Here is a 19327-nt window from a genome sequence, read left to right on the forward strand (position 1 = left end):
CAAAAGATTGCAGTTCCGCTACAAGCAATCGTGAAAACGACAAATAAAGGTCTTTCCTTGCGGCCTCAGTAACAGTTAAAACAGTAGGCGGGAAAGTCGTTGGCGGGCGAGTTTCACAGCCTCAGGATTGCGGGAAAGGCGAAACAGTTCCAGCAAGCGCTGTCGGTACTCGTCGCGTTCTTCGTCAGCGGATTTGGAAATTAAAGAAAGCAATAAATCAAAAGCTTGCGGTTCGTTACCCGCTTGGAAAAAGCGATCTGCTAGCACCAAGGGATTAGAGTCGTCTTGACCTTCCTCTGCATTCAACCGTTGCGCCATGGAAACTTTATCGACCAGCGCCTGATAGCGTGATGCCTCCTCAGGGGAATTGCGCAGGAGCTTTTGTGCCTGCTCCAGCGCCTCTTGCAGATTCCCTGCCTCTACCAGTGCTTCGACAGCTTTTTCTTCTTCGGTGCGTGGATCTGCCTGGCTGCCATCAGTTTCCCCAGCCATTTTTCCGTGTAACCCTGCTTGCCCCGCGATTTGTAGCACCTGGTCGATAAGCGATTTAATCTGGGCTTTGGGTTGAGCACCTTGGAAAAGAGGAGCAGGTCGCCCTCCGATTAGCGCCACTACGGTAGGAATGGATTGTGCCTGGAAAGCCTGCGCCAATTGAGGAGATTCATCCACATTGATTTTCACTAGCTGGAAGCGTCCCTGATATTCGCGAGCCAGCTCTTCCAATATCGGACCGAGCTGTTTGCAAGGGCCGCACCAAGGCGCCCATAAATCAATAATCACCGGTACCTTAAGAGAAGTTTCTGCTACCTGGTCAAAAGTGTCGTCGGTGGCGTCGCATATGAATGATCCAGGAACCAAATTCCCGCTCGTTGCATTCGTTGACATTGCCGCGGTGACAGCATCCTGGTTATTTGCAGGATTCGGCTGTTGTCCCGTTTGAGATGTCTCAGCCTTATTATTAGCAAACTGAGAAAGATCTACTGCTCCATGCGTTTGTGCCACTTGAAACCTTCCTTACTTCGAGGCCGCTGTCAATACTTCGGAGGCTGCCACTACCCGAATTTTTCCACCTTTAGTGTTCTTAGGAGGGATCTGCAGCAATACGCAGATAACTCGGTTCCAGGTAGCTTTCTCCTTTACCTTGCCGTCATCCAGCAGATTAACCACATCCCCACTGAGAGTAATGGGTTTATCTGAAGCTACCTCGGTGAGCTGAACTTCCTGGGTGTAGGTAGTGGCTACCAAGGCGCCTTTTTTAGCGGGCAAATCAATCGCCAAAGTATTCTTTTTCATCTCTAAAGGACTAATCGAAGTGGCAACTTTTCCGGCACTACCGATTCCCTCTTTAAGGGATTTTAGTTCCTCACGTTTGCCTTCCATCAAAGGATCCACAAACACCTTGTCGGCATTTTTTGCCTTCTCATCGAATACGGTTGCTGCCCAGGTATTTATGGCTTTTTCCGGAGAAAGTAGCAGTTTGGAGGAGTCCTTTAGATCCAAAGTTTTGGATCCGCGAGCTACCACATCCGTTTCCGGAAGTGATGCTTTCGGCAACAGCTGCATCCACTGCCACAACTGGTAGGGATCGGTGGCTTTACTTTGTCGGATTACTTCCACATATTTGGCGCCATTTTTGTCCGCGCCAGTAACATTTAGCAAGCTCCGTGGCCAGCTGTTTCCAGAAGTAACGGTAGATAATTCTGAGGACGCAGGCAAAGTAGTCGGGGAGGAATTGCTGTTTTTCTGGTGCATCTTATATTGGGCGCTGCGCATTTCTAGTGCTGGCCCGGCCACTCTCCCGCCAAGATCTTTGGGATCAAAACTCTTATCTGCGGCTTCTAAAGCTGCATTTACCGCTTTCAATACCGGATCTACCTGCTCGGTTCGCAGTGCTGGATAAGATTCGGTTTTAGTGGGGGTGGGAATTTCTTTGCGTTGTGCAGTGGTGGTGCACCCAGAGAGGCTAGCTAAAGCCAGAGTGCAGGTGGTCACGGTTGCCAGCAGGATTCGCGTGCTTTTCATTGTTGTCCTCCTTGGCTCTGGTCGAAAGTAGATTCTCCTTCGAAGTCCTCGATATCAGGTCCCTCACCTAAACCATCCAGGTCAAAGTTGTCGTCTTCGAACCATTCATCGGAACTCTTTGCCACAGGGGCTGATGGCTGCGGCTGCGGTTCGGGCTGGTAGGAGTCAGCAGGATGGTAGGAGGCCTCCGGTTGATAGGACTGTGCTGGCTGCGGAGATAGCGCCGGTTGATAAGAATCAGCCGGGTTGTACGATGCCTGTGGCTCATAGGAGTGAGTGGGGTGCGACGATTGGGCTGGATTATACGAAATTTGAGGTTCGTGGGACTGTGAGGGTTGGTACGAAGTAGCCGAATCCTGGGATGTTTCCAGCGGATAAGTACCTGCGGGGTTATAAGAGGTTTCGGGTTGATTGGACGCTACTGATTGCGCAGAGTCGTCCGGATCAAACGAAACTTCCGGATCAGCCTCGGGAAGCGGGGAGTGCGCCGCTGTTTGCGGGCTTTGTGCAGTTAATGGTAGTTCCGCCGCCGGCATTGTGGGGAATGAAAGTTCATTAGTAGCTGGAACTCCAGATGCCGACGAGTCTGCTGCTTCGGGATTGATTGCTTGTCCGTCTGCGTCAGTGCGGATTACTGGTACCAGACCGGTGGGGAACTTGACTCCGTCTACCTCAATAGTCGCTTCTCCGCGTTCGCGAGCTTTCCGCAAAGCTGAGCGCGAGGGTGGGTGGGCAACTGCATCTAGCGAAGGTAACTCCACAGTTTGCGCTGTTTGTGCCCTAGCTGCTTGTTCAGCACGTTGTCTGCGTCGCTCTCGCACTTCGGCTTCCTCTTTTTCTGCCGCCTTTGTCAGACGGTTGATGACCAGTGCGACTAGTGCGCCTACCAGTACTAAGACAAGCCCGGCGATAAGTAGCGGCCAGAACCAAGGAGTGGAAACTGCTTGGGTCCAATGCAGGGTTAACTGTACGTTGCCTTCTTCGGACCAGGCAATTGCTGACCAGGCTCCTTCAGACCGATTCCAGGTTTCGCTGATTTGTCCCCCTTTTACCTCTTTATATTTCACCCACATGTCTTTGCCGGCTGCCTCGCCAGGCTGGCGAGCTTTGGCTTTACCTGAGTGAGGTTCGGTCAAGAGGGTGTTCTGATCTTTTTGTCCGGTAACCTCTACGTAATTCTGGTCAGCCGCCCAAGCGGTGACATCGGTTGCGCGCCCAATTGCCAGTGCTACTTTGCCTTGACCCGAGACGGTGATTTTGGTGGGGGAGTCATAAAGCTCAAACATTCCCGGACGAGTAATGGCCATCGTCTGTTTATTAGCGGCAGAGGGTAAAGAGACTGATACCTGCGGAGATGGTTTCCAAATAGTGACAGTACCCACTCCGCATAGCGCTACTATGGAACCTACAATCACTAGCACTAGCGGAAGCCAATACCTGCGCAATAAATTGTTCACCAGTTTCCCCCAAGCTAAATTTGAGCAACTATATTTACACTGTACTTTCTTTGCCCCGTCTGTGGTTAAACCTTGTGGCGGGTGTGACTAGGGTCAATTTTAGATGAATGTTTGGTTTCAGGCTGCAAGAAGTGAAAGACTAGGCAATGATACGGGGTTTCGCGGTATTTATTTTATGGAATAAAATGTTTCAGGTAACGCGTTATCTCAGCGGCTCATCTTTAGGGAGGACCAGGTGGAAGAACAAACTGATTTCCCGATCGTAATGCGCGGTTACGATCGCGTTCAGGTTGATTTGCAGATTCAGACTTTGAACAACCAGATTACCGAGTTGCAGCAGAAGCTCGACACGGTCGACCAGCGCAATGTGGATTTGGGTGAACAGTTGGCAGATGCTCAAAAGCAGCTGCGTTCCTCCGATCGCAGTTCTTACACGGGAATCGGCGCCCGCATTGAACAGCTGCTGCGCAGTGCGGAAGAACAGTCCACTGCGGTGATTAACAAGGCCAACGCCGAGGCCGAGCAGCTGATGGAAAAGACCCGCAAGAACGCCCAGGATATGGCGGAGCGGGCAGAGGCGGAGGCCGCCTCTCTGATTTCAGAGGCACGTCGTGAGGCCGAGGAGCGTACCACTACCGCGGCCACTGAATCCGAAACGGTACTGACCAACGCGCAGCATCGCGCTGATGAACTGGTAGCAGCGGCAGAACGGGAGGCCTCCTCCCTGCGGGCTGAAACCAATACTCAAGTTTCTGACCTGAAAGCAACCGTTGATCGGGAAACCGAACTGCAGCGCGCTCAGGCCGAGAAAGACTATGTTGAGATGCGAGTGAAGGCGGAGCAGGAGGCTTCCCAGCTACGCAATGATGCCACTGCCGAGGCGCAGGCACTGCGCGAGTCCTCGTTGGCAGAAGCGACTAAGACTCGGGAAGAAGCCAAGTCTCAGGCAGAAAAGACCCTCGCGGATGCCCACAGCCAGTCTGAAAGCATTTTGAAAGAGGCACGGGAAAGCGCGGATAGTATTCGTGCCGAGATTCAGCAGATGCGTCAAGAAGCCGAAACTGAAATCGCGGCGGCTCGTGCCGCGGCTCGTGAGGCTGATGCGCAGGCACATGAGCAATCCCGTTCCGAAACTTCCGCTATGGTGGCAGCGGCTAAGGCTCAGGTCGCCGATGCAGAGAAACACTTGGGTGAAACTTTGCAGCGGGCAGAGCGCTTGCTGACTGATACTGACGCGGTGGTTCGTCGCCGCCAGGAAGACGCGCGGCGGGCGGCAGAAGCTACCATTGCGGCTGCCGAGGGCGAAGCTGAGCAGGTGCGCGAAGCGGCACGTATCGAGGCTCAGGCTGAACGAGCTGCTGCACAACGCACGGTGGAACGGCTGGAGCGTCAACGTGAATCGATTGCCGCTTACCTTGAAGAGATGCGCGGCTTGCTAGGCACCGAGACCGCTACCGGCCTCGAGGGGCTAACTCCCATGCAACAGCTACCGGCAGCAGTAGTGCAGCCAGCTGCAGAAGCAGAGCCCGAGAAGCCGGCTCCGGTGGAACCTCCGGTGAATCCGGTTACTCCCGCTGAAGAATCAGCAGCAACCGATCTGTTCACCAGCGAAGAACAATAAGCTTAATAGGTTTGTTTATTAACTAGGTCTGGGTGCGCCTTTGGGGATTAAAGGCGCACCCAGACTTTTTAGTTGCTATGTCAGCTAGTACCCGGTGTGGATTTAAATGAATCACCGGCACGGGGCTAACAATGTTGCTGTGACTGCCGGTATAGCTACTACATTCGCGCGGTGGGAGCCTATTGGGGGGGCTCCGCGTATCTTAAATCTGCAGTAGCGTTAGTTCTTAAAGGAATGTACCGGAGCGGGGATGCGTCCGCCACGGGCGGCAAACTTTGCAGAAGAAAATGGGGATACTTCCATAATCGGCGCCCAGCCTAGCAGACCCCCAAAATTAGCTTTGTCGCCCACGCTTTTACCTGGCACTGGAATCACTCGCACCGCGGTGGTTTTCCCGTTGGAAACCCCGATCGCGGCCTCATCGGCGATCAAACCGGTGATAGTGGCGGCAGGGGTATCGCCGGGAATCGCAATCATATCTAAACCAACCGAGCAGATAGCGGTCATGGCTTCCAGTTTCGCCAGGCTCAAGGAGCCGCGCTGGACTGCCTGGATCATATTCGCGTCCTCGGAGACCGGAATAAAGGAACCGGAAAGTCCCCCTACCAAAGAGCAAGCCATTAGGCCGCCCTTTTTAACCGCATCGTTTAACAGCGCTAAAGCAGCAGTAGTACCCGGAGCGCCAACTGCTTCAACTCCTAGCTCTTCTAAAATCGCGGCCACTGAATCTCCCACCGCCGGGGTAGGAGCCAGGGACAAATCTACAATCCCAAAATTTACGCCTAGGCGCTTAGCTACGGTTTGTCCCACCAGTTGTCCCATGCGGGTGATCTTGAAAGCTGATTTCTTAATGGCTTCTGCACATTCTTCAAAAGGACGACCGCGTACTCCGGCAAGCGCTCTCTCGATGACTCCCGGACCAGAAATCCCTACGGACACCACCGCATCCGGTTGGCTGACTCCGTGGAAGGCGCCAGCCATAAAGGGATTGTCGCCCACCGCGTTGGCGAATACCACCAGTTTTGCTGCCCCGAGTCCGTCTTTATCAGCGGTTTCCTGGGCGGCGGCCAGTACCTGCTGCCCCATTTTGGTGGTCGCGCTCATATTGATACCCGTGCGGGTGGAACCAATGTTCACTGAGGAACACACAATATCGGTAGTGGCCAACGCTTCGGGAATCGAGTCGATTAGCGCTAAATCACTGTGAGTGGCGCCGGCCTGTACCAAAGCCGAGTATCCGCCTACGAAATCTACACCTACGGCTTTACCGGCGCGATCAAGTACCTGGGCAAAGGGGAGGGGATTCTCGGTGCGGCAAGCCGCTGCCACCAGTGAAATCGGGGTTACTGAGAGGCGTTTATTGATAATCGGCACCCCGAACTCCCCCGCGACTTCCTCGGCGCTGTCAACCAGACGGGAGGCGGCGCTTAAAATGCGTTCTTCAATTCGTGCACATGCCCGCTCGATATTGGTATCGGCGCAGTCCAACAGGGAAAGCCCCAAAGTTACGGTGCGTACGTCGAGGTTATCCTCGGCAATCATCTGTATGGTTTCTAGGATTTCCCCGGTGGTATCCAACCCCATGATTCTCCCTTGTGATTACGGTACTTTGAGCAGTTCAGTGGTAAGCAGTTTAAAGCTTATGCATGGCGTTGAAGAGGGCTTCCGCCTGAACTTTAATAACCAGCCCTTCGGCTTTCTCTACTGTTGCCATTGCCGCCTGTACCTGCGCTAAGCCGATCTGTTCTTCATCGAATTCCAGCTGCATAATCATCGTGAAATATTCATCCATCAGTGTTTGGGACACATTGATAATATTCACCTGGTTTTGGGCGAGCGCCTGAGAAACCGCCGCGATAATTCCCGTATGGTCGATACCGGTGACCGTCATAATTGCTTTCACGTGCTTCAGCATACGTTCTTTTCGGGCTTTTTCGCGATTTCTCTATGCTGGTTTCTTCACTTCTGCACTCTTTGGTAATAATGGCTGAGTGACCTCCACATTGATCTTTTCGACCATTGTCCAAGCGGTGGTGTTATTTGTAGCCACCAACATTGACCACTTGGCGTTACTAACTTTGTGGTTTGTACACGGCCATAATCACCCCGGAACCACTGCGCGTATCTGTGCAGGTCAATATGTAGGCTTTGGGGTAATCCTGGCGGTGGCCATAGTGTTAAGCGCAGTTTCGGGATTGGTCATCCCGCAGGAATACCTACGTTTTCTGGGGATGATACCCCTGGTGCTGGGGGTAAAAGCTGCGAGAAACGAGATCCGGGAACGTTGGTATTCAGAAGAATCCGAGGAAGAGGACGAGGTAGCGGCACAACTACAGGGGAAAAAGGTTAGCGTGGGTGCTGTTTCCCTGGTGACTATGGCTAATGGGGGTGATGAAATCGCAGCCTATCTGCCGGTTTTTGCCCTCTCTAGCTGGTGGCAAATCATCCTGTTTTGCGTAGTGTTCTTGCTGCTTGCTGGCGTGCTGCTTGCTCTTGCCCGTTTCATAACTGGGCGTATGGGGCTCGCGGAGGTACTGGAACGGTTTGAAGCGATTATTTTCCCCAGCGTGCTAATCCTGCTAGGAGTGCTAATCCTCGCCGATTTGCTCTAGATTGGTTGACTATCTAGAGGATACTAAAAGGGGTCACAACCAGGAAATATGTTATTACCAATAGCGCGGGAGTAGATTTTTCCTCCTGCCCAAGAATTTGTAAAACGTAGCGACGTTTTCCAAATTCTTATGCCCACCGTGCCTGCTCGGATAAAATCTACTCCCGCGCTAACAGACATCGATTTCTTTTAGGCACGTCTCCGCAGGCGCGTGATTAGCATCGCAACTCCCCATAACACCAGTGTGAAGACTACCTGCACCCCGATATTTACCCAGAACTGCGAGGCGGCGGCACCGCTAAAGCTGGTCATTTCCGCTAGCGCATTGTTGTTGTCAATGTAGTAGAAGGTGGGGAGCGCTCTCCCGACGGCTACTACCGCATCGGGCATTAGTTCCCGGGGAATAAAAGCTCCACACAGGAAAGCACTGGCTAATGCCACCACGTTAACGATGGCGCTGAGGGCTTCTTTGTTATTGGTAATTTTTGCCATTAAGAAACCTAAGGCTAGTACTGGCAGCCCAAATGCCATAATGTTAAGCGCATACAGTCCCTGGCGTCCGGTATCAGCAATGCCGGGCAGCAGCAATCGCGCTAAGAGCACATTGAGTGCCACCAGGAACGCTACAATCAGCGCGCATCCGGCTATTAGGCTCAGGTCTATCCGGAAGGGATGGGCCGGGGAAACCAGGGTACGTTTACGCACGTTTACTACCGAAAAGGCGGCCAGCACCATAGTAATTACATAAGTCGCGCCGGCCATGAGAGTGTAGCTGCCAAAGTTATATAGGGCGGTCACGTTGTGGAGGGTTTTTTGATCTAAATGTGAAGTGAGCGTGACTTTACTATCCAGTTTCAGGCTAGAATCTACCGCTTTGACCAGCTCGTCCTCGTCCGTTAAATACTGCCCATATCCGGTAGCCAGTCGCAGGAAACGGCTTACTAATACCTCGGCAGAGGCGCTCTCGAAGCTGGCGCGAGATTTTACGTCTACCACCGGTTTTTCACCTTTGAGGATGGTGGTGGTGAAGTCGCGGGGCAGGTAAACGACGTAGGACAAAGTTTGGTAATAGAGGGCGTCGTCGATTTCGCGTTCGCTAGTGCCGGTGTCTGCTTTCTTGGTTTGTCTGGCCAAATAGGAGTTAAAAGACCGGGTGAGGACAGTGTCATTGCCGCGGTTGATAACTAAAACTGTAGGTTTGGAAGCGGTGAAATCGCCGGAGGCGCCAGGGGTGGTCTGGAAAGCAGTCAGTCCCATGACCACCATGATGGTGGTAAAGAGAATAACGAAAGCAATATTGCGCAGTAGTACCTGCAGGAAACCTTTAAAGACTGTCATAGCGCTGCTTCCTTAGGACGAGCAGGGAGACACCTAGGAGCACTGTCGAAATAATCAGCAGTATGGTGACGTCTTGCCAAAAACCATCGAACCCGGGGTGGTAGTAAAGGTTATAAAAACCGTCGGTGATCAGAGCAGTGGGATTTAGCTTATTGACCAGGGGTGCTTTTTGGTCTACCACGTAGCGCATAGCTCCCCCCATCATCCCCGCTAGTACCGATCCCAACATAGTGACCGAAATCAAGACCCCAACTTTCATATTCTCCCCGCCGGGCACGAGCGCGGAAATCGCTACCCCGAAGGACAATCCAACCAGGGCACCGAGGGAAGTCAACAGGAAGGTTAATGCCCAATTGGGGCCAAAATCGATATTGAATAGGAAGTAACATGCTGTTACCAGCAAAATCAGCCCCAGTAATTGTAATAGGTAACTGGAAATCATCCCGGAAATAATCAGTTTGGCTTTGCTTATCGGTGCCACTGCAACTCGCCTGCCGATTACCCCTAGGGGAGGCTGGGCGTTGTTCATCACTGTCATAGAGAACAGGCCGCCATACAGAGCAGCCATAGCTAGTAGCGAGAAAAACTCTGCCATTAGCAAGTCCATGGATTTGGGGCTGCGGTCACGCAAAGTAAAACCACTTGTAGCGAGTTTGTCTTGAACCGAGGCCGCAACCTGGGCGGGATCAAAGGCAGGAGGTGTGCCGGGCGGAATATTCTGAAAATCAGGCGGAGAGTGGTCGCGAACTTTTTCCGTAATCTCTCGCTGCGTCAGCTGGCTGATCATATCGGTGCGTTGGGTGATCTCGTCAAGAATTACTTTCAAGATGGTTTGTTCCATCCCGTTGGAAGCCATCGTCAAATGTGCTTTCGCATCCAGGCTGCTACCTGCCTGCGAGGTTCCAGTAATCTCGACTACTCCCGAAACTTCCTCGTCCTCTAAAAGCTTTTTTCCTTCCTCTGCAGTCTTGACCATTCGCAGTTTCAACAGGGGTTGGTTTCCTGAGCTGACAGGGGAGGAGTCCTCCTTACTTAAATCATCGAAAGCGATTTTAAAGGTACTGTCCTGGTAGACCTGGGAGTTTACTACCGCTACCGGCACGGTGTCGAAGGCTTCTTTATTGACAACGTCGCCGAGCGCCCCTTTGAATAGCAATCCCAGCAGGATGGGGAAGGCGAGTGTCCAAAAAACCAAGGTGCGGTTGGACAGTAGTATTTTGAGGTTATATCCGATCAGGTGCCCCATAGCTAGTCTCGCAATTCCTTACCAGTTAGCTGCAAGAAAACGTCATTTAGGGTGGGACGCTCCGAGTAAATGGACTCATAAGATACCCTGGCCTCGCTCAATTGGGCAATGAGGGCAGACACGTGGTTTTGTCCATGCCGGTAAACTAGCTGGACTGAGCGATTTCTGCGGGTAATTGACTCAATTTGGGGATCGGATTCCAGCTTTTCTTTAAGTGCTGGCGGTAGCTCTACCCCTTGCAGGGTAACTTTTTCTTCGATATCGGATAGCTGTTTCAGCTCGTTGATGGTGCCTTGGGCAATGATTTCCCCCTTGTCGAGGATGATGAGGCGATCGCAAATCTGCTCGACTTCTTCCATATAGTGGGTGGTGTAAACCACCGTGGCGCCGCGGTCACGCAAAGTGACGATACCATCCAAGATGTTATTGCGGCTTTGGGGATCTACCGCCACGGTTGGCTCATCTAAGAAAATCAGCTCTGGTTGATGGGCGATACCGCAAGCCAGATTTAAGCGACGTAACAGGCCTCCCGAGAGCTGCTTAGGGCGAAACTTTAAATAGTCTTGCAGCCCCACCAACTGAACCGCCTCTGCAATCATCGCGGAGCGTTCGCGCTTGTCTGCCACATACAGGCCACAAAAATATTCCAGGTTTTGCGCCACAGTTAGCTCGTTAAAGACGGCTACATCTTGGAAAACCACTCCTAGGCGTCGTTTGATGTCGAAGGCATCGGGACGCATTTCTTTTCCAAAGATTTTCACGCTTCCGCCGTTAAAACGAAGCAAGGAGAGGATGCAGTTAATAGCAGTGGATTTACCGGAGCCATTGGGGCCAAGCAGCCCCAAGATTTCGCCCTGACGAACTTGGAAAGTTAGCTTATTCAGGGCACGTAACTGCTGGTAATCTTTGGTTAGACCCTCTACTTCGATGATGTTGGTCAAGGCGGTTCTCGCGTTCTTAGGGAGTTAGTTTTCAAGGTAATTTTAGCGAACCTAATCAGAGGATACTACCCAAGCTTGGGGCGTTAATCGAGAATTAACCGAAGGATATTGCAAATTTTGAACACCAGAAAGGTGGTCGGTAGAAAGGTTTTTGGTCCCCAAATTTTCGATTGGGCTAAACTAGCTGAGAAAACACCTACGGGAAGCTGGTGAGCTTATGGGGAAGAAACATGTAAAAACAAATGCTATGCGCATCCTCGAGAATGCGGGAATCGATGCGCAAATGACTCAGGTTTCTTCTAAAGGGGAGTTTTTGGATGCCCTTACGATTGCGCAGGAGCTGGGGGTAGATCCGAATCTAGTATTTAAAACTCTGGTCTTAGCGGGCGGACCAGGGGAACACTTCGTGGCGGTAGTGCCGGCTACGCACGAGTTGGATTTGAAAGCTGCGGCCAGGTGTTTTGGGGTGAAACAGGTCGCGATGTTGCCGCTTAAAAAGCTAACTCCGCTCACCGGTTACTTAAAAGGGGCTTGTTCGCCTTTGGGGATGAAGAAAGATTTCCCAACGGTGATCGACGAATCAGCTTTTCAGCAAGAAAAAATCTATATATCCGCAGGTAAACGTGGTTATCAGATTTTAGTCGCGGCGGTAGATTTACAAAGAGTAATCAATGCGGAACGGGGAAGGATCTCGCGCCCCTAAATCGTGGCATTCGAACAAATAAATGTTTTCCTGCATGATTTTTTATCTCCTGAAAATCGAGGTAAAGTTTCGGGTGTACGAAACTTATCTAAGGGATGCCCGAAAAGTCGCTAAGGGAAATTGCTACTCCGATTAGATGAATTAGTTTCCCCAATTTGGAAAGGTGAAGCTGCATAGATGGAAAAGGTGTCGACCCCAAATTCTCAGACCGCGCCCGATGCTAAAATAGCTGCCAAGAAGGGGCTGGTTCCGTTACTGGGGCCAGCCTTCGTGGCGGCCGTAGCCTATGTTGATCCGGGGAACGTAGCCGCCAATATCACCGCCGGAGCTCGCTACGGTTACCTGCTGGTGTGGGTATTAGTGCTGGCTAACCTGATGGCAGTGGTTATTCAATATCAAAGCGCAAAACTGGGGCTAGTTACCGGCAAATCCCTACCAGAGATCTTGGGGGACAGGCTACCCAAAACCAAACGCATCGCGTTTTGGATTCAAGCGGAAATCATTGCAGCCGCCACCGACTTGGCAGAGATCGTGGGGGGCGCTATCGCCTTAAAGCTCCTATTTGGTTTGCCCCTTTTGGCGGGTGGTTTTATTGTTGGCTGTGTGTCTTTGGCGCTGCTGGTTTTCCAGAATGAACGCCGGCAAAAACAGTTTGAAACTATCGTGGTCGGTTTGCTGGTAATCATCACCGTGGGGTTCCTGTCGGGGCTGGTGATTAGCCCGCCCGATCCTGCCGGGATGCTGGGGGGATTACTGCCACGGTTTGCAGGAACAGATACCGTATTGATTGCTGCCTCCATGCTGGGGGCAACGGTAATGCCTCACGCCATTTACCTGCATTCTTCCTTGGTGAATCATCGTTTTCCCCGGCGAGGTTCCCATGACATTCCCCATCTGTTACGCGCCTCCAAACACGATGTAGCCTATGCGCTAATCGTCGCAGGAGCAGTCAATATTGCGTTGCTATTACTGGCGGCCTCGGCACTAGCGGGGAAAAGCGGAACTGACACAATCGAGGGTGCGCACGGTGCTATAGAAAATGCCCTGGGCAGTGGAATCGGAGTAATTTTTGCGATTGGCCTGCTAGCTTCCGGACTAGCCTCCACTTCGGTAGGCGCCTATGCGGGTTCAGAAATCATGGGCGGGTTGCTGCATATTCGGGTGCCACTATTTACCCGGCGTCTGGTTACCCTGATTCCCGCGTTGTTGATTCTTTGGCTATACCCCAACCCCACCTGGGCGTTGGTTATATCTCAAGTGGCGTTGTCTTTCGGTATTCCCCTGGCAGTAGTACCGCTCGCGGCCTATACACGCAAACGGGAACTAATGGGCAAGTACCAGGATACGACCAGTATGCGTTGGATTATGGGATTGATTTCAATCTTGATTATTGCCTTGAACCTGCTGCTAGTAGTGCTGACATTTATGGGAGTGGACGTATAGATCTGCGTCAGAAAAGAGGGTAGCGGCGCGGAAAGCTAGCTGCCTCCTCGAAACTAGTTTTAAACTCCTGGAAACTTTAAATAGAAACCAAAGGTGGTGCCTTCGAGAAGAAATCTTCGTGGAAGGCACCACCTTTTAAGTTTGCCAAAAATGACCCTATTTGATTAGTTTTCTTTAGGACGTAACCACAGGCACCCCAAAGGTGGCACCCGCAGCTCCACCGAATAGGGGCGACCATTCCATTCCATGGCTTCGGCGGTGACCTGCCCCAAGTTGGTTACTCCTGATCCGCCGTACTTAGCATCGTCGGTGTTAAGAATTTCTTCCCATTCCCCGCCTCCTGGCAGACCTACCCGGTATCCTTCATGGGGATTTCCGGCAAAGTTACAGATACAAACCAGCTTGTGTTCTTCGCCGTGATCATCACGATACTTGCGTACATAAGAAATCACATTGTGCTCAGCATCGTTCGACTCGATCCACTCAAACCCGGTATGTTCGTCATCCCAAAGCGCCGGCTCGGTGGTGTAGATATGGTTCAAATCCCGTACCAATGACTGTATGCCCTGGTTACGTTCGTCATCTAGGAGGAACCAATCCAGGGAGCGATTAGCGTCCCATTCGGCTCCCTGTGCGAACTCGCCGCCCATAAACAGGAGTTGCTTGCCTGGATGAGACCATTGATAAGCATAGAGAGAACGTACCCCCGCCAATTGCCGCCAGTAGTCACCAGGCTGCTTGGCCAGAATCGATCCCTTACCGTAAACAACCTCGTCATGAGATAGTGGCAGAATATAGTGTTCCGAGAACGCATACACCAGGGAGAATGTTAGTTCTCCATGGTGCCAAGAGCGATTGACCGGGTCTTCGCGCAGATAACGCAAAGTATCGTTCATCCAACCCATATTCCACTTCAGACCGAAGCCCAAGCCCCCGGTATCGGTAGGGGCAGTTACCCCTGGCCAAGCCGTAGACTCTTCCGCGATCATGCAGATGCCGGGGTGTAGCCGGTAGCAAGTGGCATTGGCTTCCTGTAAGAAAGAAATCGCCTCTAGGTTCTCGCGGCCGCCATATTGATTAGGATGCCACTGGCCTTCCTGGCGAGAATAATCCAGGTACAGCATGGAGGCGACTGCATCCACTCGCAAACCATCAATATGGAATTCATCTAACCAGTACAGGGCGTTGGCTACCAGGAAATTGCGCACCTCATTGCGACCAAAGTTGAAAATCAAGGTGCCCCAATCAGGTTGTTCCCCGCGAGTGGGATCTGGATGCTCATAAAGTTTGGTGCCATCAAAATCGGCGAGCGCAAACTGATCTTTGGGGAAATGCCCGGGAACCCAGTCCAGAATCACCCCAATACCTGCCTGGTGTAGTTTGTCGACCAGGTAGCGGAAATCATCTGGAGTTCCATAACGGGAAGAGGGTGCGTAATATCCAGTTTGCTGGTATCCCCAGGAACCGTAGAAGGGGTGTTCAGAAACCGGCATCATTTCTACGTGGGTAAATCCCATATCTTTCACATAGGAGACCAGGTCTTCAGCCAGATCCCGGTAGTGGGTGTCATAAGACCAAGATCCGATATGCATCTCATAGACCGACATGGGGGAGTTGTGGGGATCAGTTTTTGCCCGCTTCTCCATCCATTCGCCATCTTCCCACTGATGATGCTTATCGGTAACTACCGAGGCAGTCAGTGGGGGAATCTCGCAGGCACGAGCCATGGGGTCAGCCTTTTGCCGCCAGTTGCCATCGGGACCCAGGATTTCGAACTTATAGCGAGCCCCGATTTCCACATTGGGAATAAATAGCTCCCAAACCCCGGAGGATCCCAAAGACCGCATCGAGGATGCTTCGCCATCCCAGTAGTTAAAGTCACCAACAACCCGGACGGCCTGGGCATTCGGTGCCCAAACTGCAAAGGATGCTCCCTTCGTTTGTCCCATCTCAGTGTCGTAAGAGCGCAGGTGAGCCCCTAGAACCTCCCATAGTTTTTCGTGGCGTCCCTCGGAAATCAGGTAAAGATCGAACTCACCTACTGTGGGCAGATAACGGTAGCCGTCATCTAGCTCTGTGCTTTCCTCTCCATAGGTGGTGCGTACCCGGTAATCAGGGATATCGGTACCCTCTAGGACCGTCACCCAAATGCCGTCTTGCTCATGGGTTGCCGGGAAAGTGCCTTTGGGGGTAACAATCTCTACGGCATCTGCCAAGTGGGCTATGGTGCGGATCGTTACGGAATCTTCCCCTACGTGGGTGCCCAGCACCGAATGAGGGTCAAAATAGTGCCCATGGGCAACGTTAGCAAGGATATCTGGATCAACAGCTACAGGTTTTGCACTCATGTTTATAGCGTGTCACGAATCGCCCAAAAATTCTTTGGAATGCCGTCCCGATTTCCAGAATTTTTCCACCCCCGAGTTCCAACAGTGTGCGTAGCTTGTAGGACTGCTACGCGTGCAGGGGCGAATTTTGCCACCCGCCCCGAAATCCGGAATTTTTTCGCCCCCGGATTTCCAAGAGCGTGCGCGATTTAAAGCTACGCGTGGGGAATTAGTTTTTCCTCCTGCCCAAAATTTGGAAAACATAGCGGCGTTTTCCAAATTTTGCGCCCGCCTAGCCGACTCGGATAAAACTAATCCCCCGCGCTCGGGTAAAGGGTCACCCCACTAGGGGCGCGGCCGGTAAAAGATACGAGAGGGACAGACACGCCGTCACTATCTTTTTTAATCGGAAACATACTTATTAGCCTGCTGCCATAACTCCCTATTCTCGCTGAAGCGAGAAAAGCGGGGTCCCCGGAGTGCTTTTACCGAGCCAGCCCCGGGATAGGGAAACAGATGAATCTATTCCTCGCGCGTGCCGTAAGGACTTTTCGTAAACCCGGTGGGATTTAGCCGGTGGGGTTACCAATCGAGGCTGAAGTATTGCACCTCTTGGAACTCCCGAATCCCTTCGCGGGCACCCTCGCGGCCAATTCCGGATTGCTTAACTCCGCCAAAGGGGGCGGCAGGATCAGATACCAGGCCACGGTTCACCCCGATCATCCCGGCCTCGATTTTTTCTCCTAGATGTAGCGCCCAGTTTAAATCTCCATAAATATAGGAGGCCAGCCCCATTTCAGTGCCGTTTACCATTTCTAGGAGTTCATCCTCGCAAGAATATTCCTTTAAGGGGGCAAGCGGACCGAAAATTTCGTTTTGCAGTAGGGGAGAGTCGGCGTGTGGTACCTCGATAACTGTGGGAGCTACGAAATAGCCGGCTAGATCGGCGGGTAGAGGTGCTTGAGCCAGGACTTTTGCTCCTTGGTTTAGGGCGGAGGCGAGTAATTCGTTTATTCCTCGCATCGCTTTTTCGTTAACTACTGGGCCGATTTCGGTTTGGGGATTCAGACCCGCCCCGACTTTCAAAGCCGATACCCGTTGGCACAGCTTTTGCGTAAATTCTTCTTTAATGTCTTTATGAAGGTAGATGCGGTTAGCGGCGGTGCAGGCTTGACCGCCGTTGCGGAACTTGGCAATCATTAGCCCCTCGATAGCGGCATTTACATCGGCGGTAGCGCCCACGATGAAGGCGGCGTTTCCCCCTAGTTCCATGGCGGTGTTCACGACCCGGGGAGCGGCAAGACCCAGCAGGGTGCGTCCCACCGGGGTGGAACCGGTGAAGGAGACTAGCCGTACCCGGGGGTCAGCTAACCAGGTATTGGAAATTTCGGCAGAGCGACGGGAGGGAACTAGATTTACCACTCCGTCTGGCACTCCTGCCTGTTTCAAGAGGCGCATTATGGACAGGGCAGTTAAAGGAGTTTCAGAGGCAGGTTTTAACACCACCGTGTTACCGGCGGCGAGGGCGGGGGCGATTTTTCTGGTTGCCATTGCGGCGGGGAAATTCCAGGGGGTAATCAGGGCACATACCCCGACCGGGCGGGCAGTGACCAGGGTGCGCGAGCCTCCTGCTGGCGGGGTAGTGAAGTCGCCATCAGAGCGGACTGCTTCTTCGGAGAACCATCGGAAGAATTCTGCCGCATAGGAGGCTTCGGCAAGAGAATCTTTGTATGCCTTTCCATTTTCCCAACTCATTAAACTAGCGAGTTCCGGGGCGGACGCGATCATCAGTTCCCAGGCACGGCGCAAGACCTCGGCACGTTCTCGGGGCGAGTTAGCCGCCCACCCTGGTTGGGCACTGGCTGCAGCGTTGAGAGCAGCGCGAGCATCGGCCGCGGTACCGCAACTTACTTCGGTAATTTGATTGGCGGTGGCGGGATCTATTACTGGGAAAGTTTCTCCATTGGCAGCTGATCTTGCCGAGTTGTTAATCCAAATGGCTTTCTCCGGCTTCAAGTCTGTTAGGTACTGCCTTAGTTCTGCGTTATCCATGATTGCCTCTGGTTTCTGTTAGTTTTAAATACCGCTTTTTCTGCGCTTTTGCGCTCAGTTTATATTGTTACCGTCTGTAGAGGGGAAAAGTTTCTCCCCCGAGCGCTAAATCCGCTCGGGGGAGAAACGTGTCACCTCAGGGCAGTTTTTCCTGCCTAGACGGCAATCACGGGTAAAGACCGCGCCGTTTGTGTGCTTGTAAAACCCGCTCTACCGCCAAAACAGTGGCAGCTACCCGCAAGGTCACGCCCTTTTCTTCGGCGTAGGCCTCTACGTCTTTCCAAGCAGAGGTAATCCGCTCTTCCTCTTCCTTTTGTACCCGCTCTAGTGGCCAGAAGAAGTTATCGCGTCCTTGTACCCATTCGTAGTAGGACACGATTACCCCACCGGAGTTAGCGAGAATATCGGGAACGATCATCACGCCCTTTTCGTTCAGGATTTTGTCGGCGGCGGAATCGGTTGGGCCATTCGCGCCCTCCACGATAATCTTGGCTTTTACATCGGGTGCATTATCTTTGGTGAGCACGCCTTCAATCGCCGCTGGTACGACTACATCTACGTCTAGGACTAGCAGCTCTTCGGCCTCCAAGGGCTCGGCGCCGGGAAAGCCTACTACTTTGCCCTTCTCGTCAACGTATTCGCCTAGCGCCTTGGTGTCGATGCCGTCAGCATTGTAAATGGCGCCGAAAATGTCCGAGATAGCGACTACTTTGCCTCCGCGGCGCTGTGCGATTTCCGCAGCTCCCCGTCCTACTTTGCCGAAACCTTGGATTGCCAGGGTAGCTTCTTCAAACTTGAGATTTAGTTTTGTGAGGGCGGCCTGCACCATGAGAACTACCCCCAGGGAGGTGGCTTCCGCGCGTCCTAAGGATCCACCTAAAGAAACCGGTTTACCGGTGCAAATCCCGGGTACTGTATAGCCTTGGAACTGCGAATAGGTATCCATAATCCAAGCCATGGTTTGTTCATTAGTTCCCACATCAGGGGCGGGTACGTCCTTTTCTGGGCCGATAATGGGCAAAATTTCTGAAATGTAGCGGCGTGTTATCCGCTCTAGTTCGGCCTGCGAATACTTGCTGGGGTCGATGGTTACCCCGCCTTTGGCTCCACCGTAGGGCAGATTTACGAGAGCGCATTTCCAGGTCATCCACATGGAGAGGGCGCGAACTTCGTCGATGTCTACGTGTTCGTTGTAGCGAATACCCCCCTTGGCCGGCCCCCGGGTGAGGTTGTGTTGCACCCGGTAGCCGTGCAGTACCTCGTAACTACCGTCATCGCGACGAATGGGAATCGAAACGCTCATTTCACGCCGGGGTGTGGCGAGCATCTCGTAATCCCCTGCGGAAAAACCCAGGATTTTCTGAGCTTCTCGCAGCTGATTCTTCGCGTCCTCGTAGGGATTTGGTTTGTAATCCTCGGACATATGTTTTTATCTCCTTTAAGGTTTTGATTAGGGTTGGTACCGCAAGAGCAATTTGCCTTCATTAGGGAAACTGCCACCTGAAAGTTATTTCGGTTTTAAAGCTGGTACCCTCCCCACCTACTTCCGGGCTCAGGTGGAAGTAC

The 19327-nt window shown here is 52.5% G+C and carries 15 protein-coding genes; 4 read left to right on the top strand and 11 right to left on the bottom strand.

Annotated features, from left to right (window positions below):
* Nucleotides 1-75: 75 nt before the first annotated feature.
* From trxA to EFB02_RS03410, 3 genes are read right to left on the bottom strand one after another with little or no spacing between them, the layout of a single operon-like run.
* On the bottom strand, nucleotides 76-1002 hold the full coding sequence (trxA, locus tag EFB02_RS03400; RefSeq protein WP_122820183.1) for a thioredoxin: 927 nt from the start codon (nucleotides 1000-1002) through the stop codon (nucleotides 76-78).
* A 12-nt stretch (nucleotides 1003-1014) separates the two neighbouring features.
* A complete protein-coding gene (locus EFB02_RS03405) occupies nucleotides 1015-2022 on the bottom strand; it encodes a DUF8094 domain-containing protein (RefSeq protein ID WP_122820184.1) in 1008 nt (335 codons plus the stop codon).
* On the bottom strand, nucleotides 2019-3479 hold the full coding sequence (locus EFB02_RS03410) for a hypothetical protein (protein ID WP_122820185.1): 1461 nt from the start codon (nucleotides 3477-3479) through the stop codon (nucleotides 2019-2021). Before EFB02_RS03410 ends, EFB02_RS03405 begins: the two co-directional genes overlap by 4 nt.
* A gap of 265 nt (nucleotides 3480-3744) precedes the next feature.
* On the opposite strand from EFB02_RS03410, the gene EFB02_RS03415 reads away from it, so the two are divergent.
* Entirely contained in the window at nucleotides 3745-5100 is a 1356-nt protein-coding gene (locus tag EFB02_RS03415) for a coiled-coil domain-containing protein (protein WP_327395326.1), read from the top strand.
* Nucleotides 5101-5319: 219 nt separating this feature from the next.
* Here the strand turns inward: EFB02_RS03415 and EFB02_RS03420 are convergent, their stop codons facing one another.
* Complete coding sequence (locus EFB02_RS03420) at nucleotides 5320-6684, bottom strand: PFL family protein (RefSeq protein ID WP_122820186.1); 1365 nt, start codon at nucleotides 6682-6684, stop codon at nucleotides 5320-5322.
* A 49-nt stretch (nucleotides 6685-6733) separates the two neighbouring features.
* The gene (locus EFB02_RS03425) at nucleotides 6734-7015 is read right to left on the bottom strand and encodes an ACT domain-containing protein (RefSeq protein ID WP_234992715.1); all 282 of its coding nucleotides are present in this window, start codon (nucleotides 7013-7015) and stop codon (nucleotides 6734-6736) included.
* 76 nt (nucleotides 7016-7091) lie between these two features.
* Between EFB02_RS03425 and EFB02_RS03430 the strand changes: the two genes are divergently transcribed.
* Nucleotides 7092-7712 (top strand): cadmium resistance transporter, encoded by a 621-nt coding sequence (locus EFB02_RS03430; protein WP_122820187.1) that lies wholly within the window; start codon nucleotides 7092-7094, stop codon nucleotides 7710-7712.
* A gap of 188 nt (nucleotides 7713-7900) precedes the next feature.
* Here EFB02_RS03430 and EFB02_RS03435 read toward each other — a convergent pair whose 3' ends face one another.
* From EFB02_RS03435 to EFB02_RS03445, 3 genes are read right to left on the bottom strand one after another with little or no spacing between them, the layout of a single operon-like run.
* Nucleotides 7901-9049: an ABC transporter permease gene (locus EFB02_RS03435; RefSeq protein ID WP_122820188.1), complete on the bottom strand. Its 1149-nt coding sequence runs from the start codon at nucleotides 9047-9049 to the stop codon at nucleotides 7901-7903.
* Nucleotides 9036-10295, bottom strand: a complete 1260-nt coding sequence (locus tag EFB02_RS03440) for an ABC transporter permease (protein ID WP_122820189.1) — start codon at nucleotides 10293-10295, stop codon at nucleotides 9036-9038. The genes EFB02_RS03435 and EFB02_RS03440 overlap by 14 nt, the downstream gene beginning before the upstream one ends.
* A gap of 2 nt (nucleotides 10296-10297) precedes the next feature.
* Nucleotides 10298-11236 (bottom strand): ABC transporter ATP-binding protein, encoded by a 939-nt coding sequence (locus EFB02_RS03445; RefSeq protein WP_122820190.1) that lies wholly within the window; start codon nucleotides 11234-11236, stop codon nucleotides 10298-10300.
* Between the two features lie 217 nt (nucleotides 11237-11453).
* On the opposite strand from EFB02_RS03445, the gene ybaK reads away from it, so the two are divergent.
* Together ybaK and EFB02_RS03455 are read left to right on the top strand one after the other, a co-directional pair.
* Nucleotides 11454-11939: a Cys-tRNA(Pro) deacylase gene (gene ybaK, locus EFB02_RS03450; RefSeq protein ID WP_122820191.1), complete on the top strand. Its 486-nt coding sequence runs from the start codon at nucleotides 11454-11456 to the stop codon at nucleotides 11937-11939.
* A gap of 177 nt (nucleotides 11940-12116) precedes the next feature.
* A complete protein-coding gene (locus EFB02_RS03455; protein WP_122820192.1) occupies nucleotides 12117-13382 on the top strand; it encodes an Nramp family divalent metal transporter in 1266 nt (421 codons plus the stop codon).
* A gap of 164 nt (nucleotides 13383-13546) precedes the next feature.
* On the opposite strand, the gene glgB is transcribed toward EFB02_RS03455, so the two are convergent.
* The 3 genes from glgB to EFB02_RS03475 all read right to left on the bottom strand — a co-directional run bounded on the left by glgB (nucleotide 13547) and on the right by EFB02_RS03475 (nucleotide 19184).
* Nucleotides 13547-15730, bottom strand: a complete 2184-nt coding sequence (gene glgB, locus EFB02_RS03460; protein ID WP_122820193.1) for a 1,4-alpha-glucan branching protein GlgB — start codon at nucleotides 15728-15730, stop codon at nucleotides 13547-13549.
* 561 nt (nucleotides 15731-16291) lie between these two features.
* Nucleotides 16292-17761, bottom strand: a complete 1470-nt coding sequence (locus tag EFB02_RS03470; RefSeq protein WP_122820195.1) for an NAD-dependent succinate-semialdehyde dehydrogenase — start codon at nucleotides 17759-17761, stop codon at nucleotides 16292-16294.
* 166 nt (nucleotides 17762-17927) lie between these two features.
* Nucleotides 17928-19184: a Glu/Leu/Phe/Val family dehydrogenase gene (locus EFB02_RS03475; protein WP_122820196.1), complete on the bottom strand. Its 1257-nt coding sequence runs from the start codon at nucleotides 19182-19184 to the stop codon at nucleotides 17928-17930.
* Nucleotides 19185-19327 lie beyond the last annotated feature (143 nt).

It is taken from the genome of Varibaculum vaginae, assembly GCF_900604285.1.
Taxonomy (GTDB): domain Bacteria; phylum Actinomycetota; class Actinomycetes; order Actinomycetales; family Actinomycetaceae; genus Varibaculum; species Varibaculum vaginae.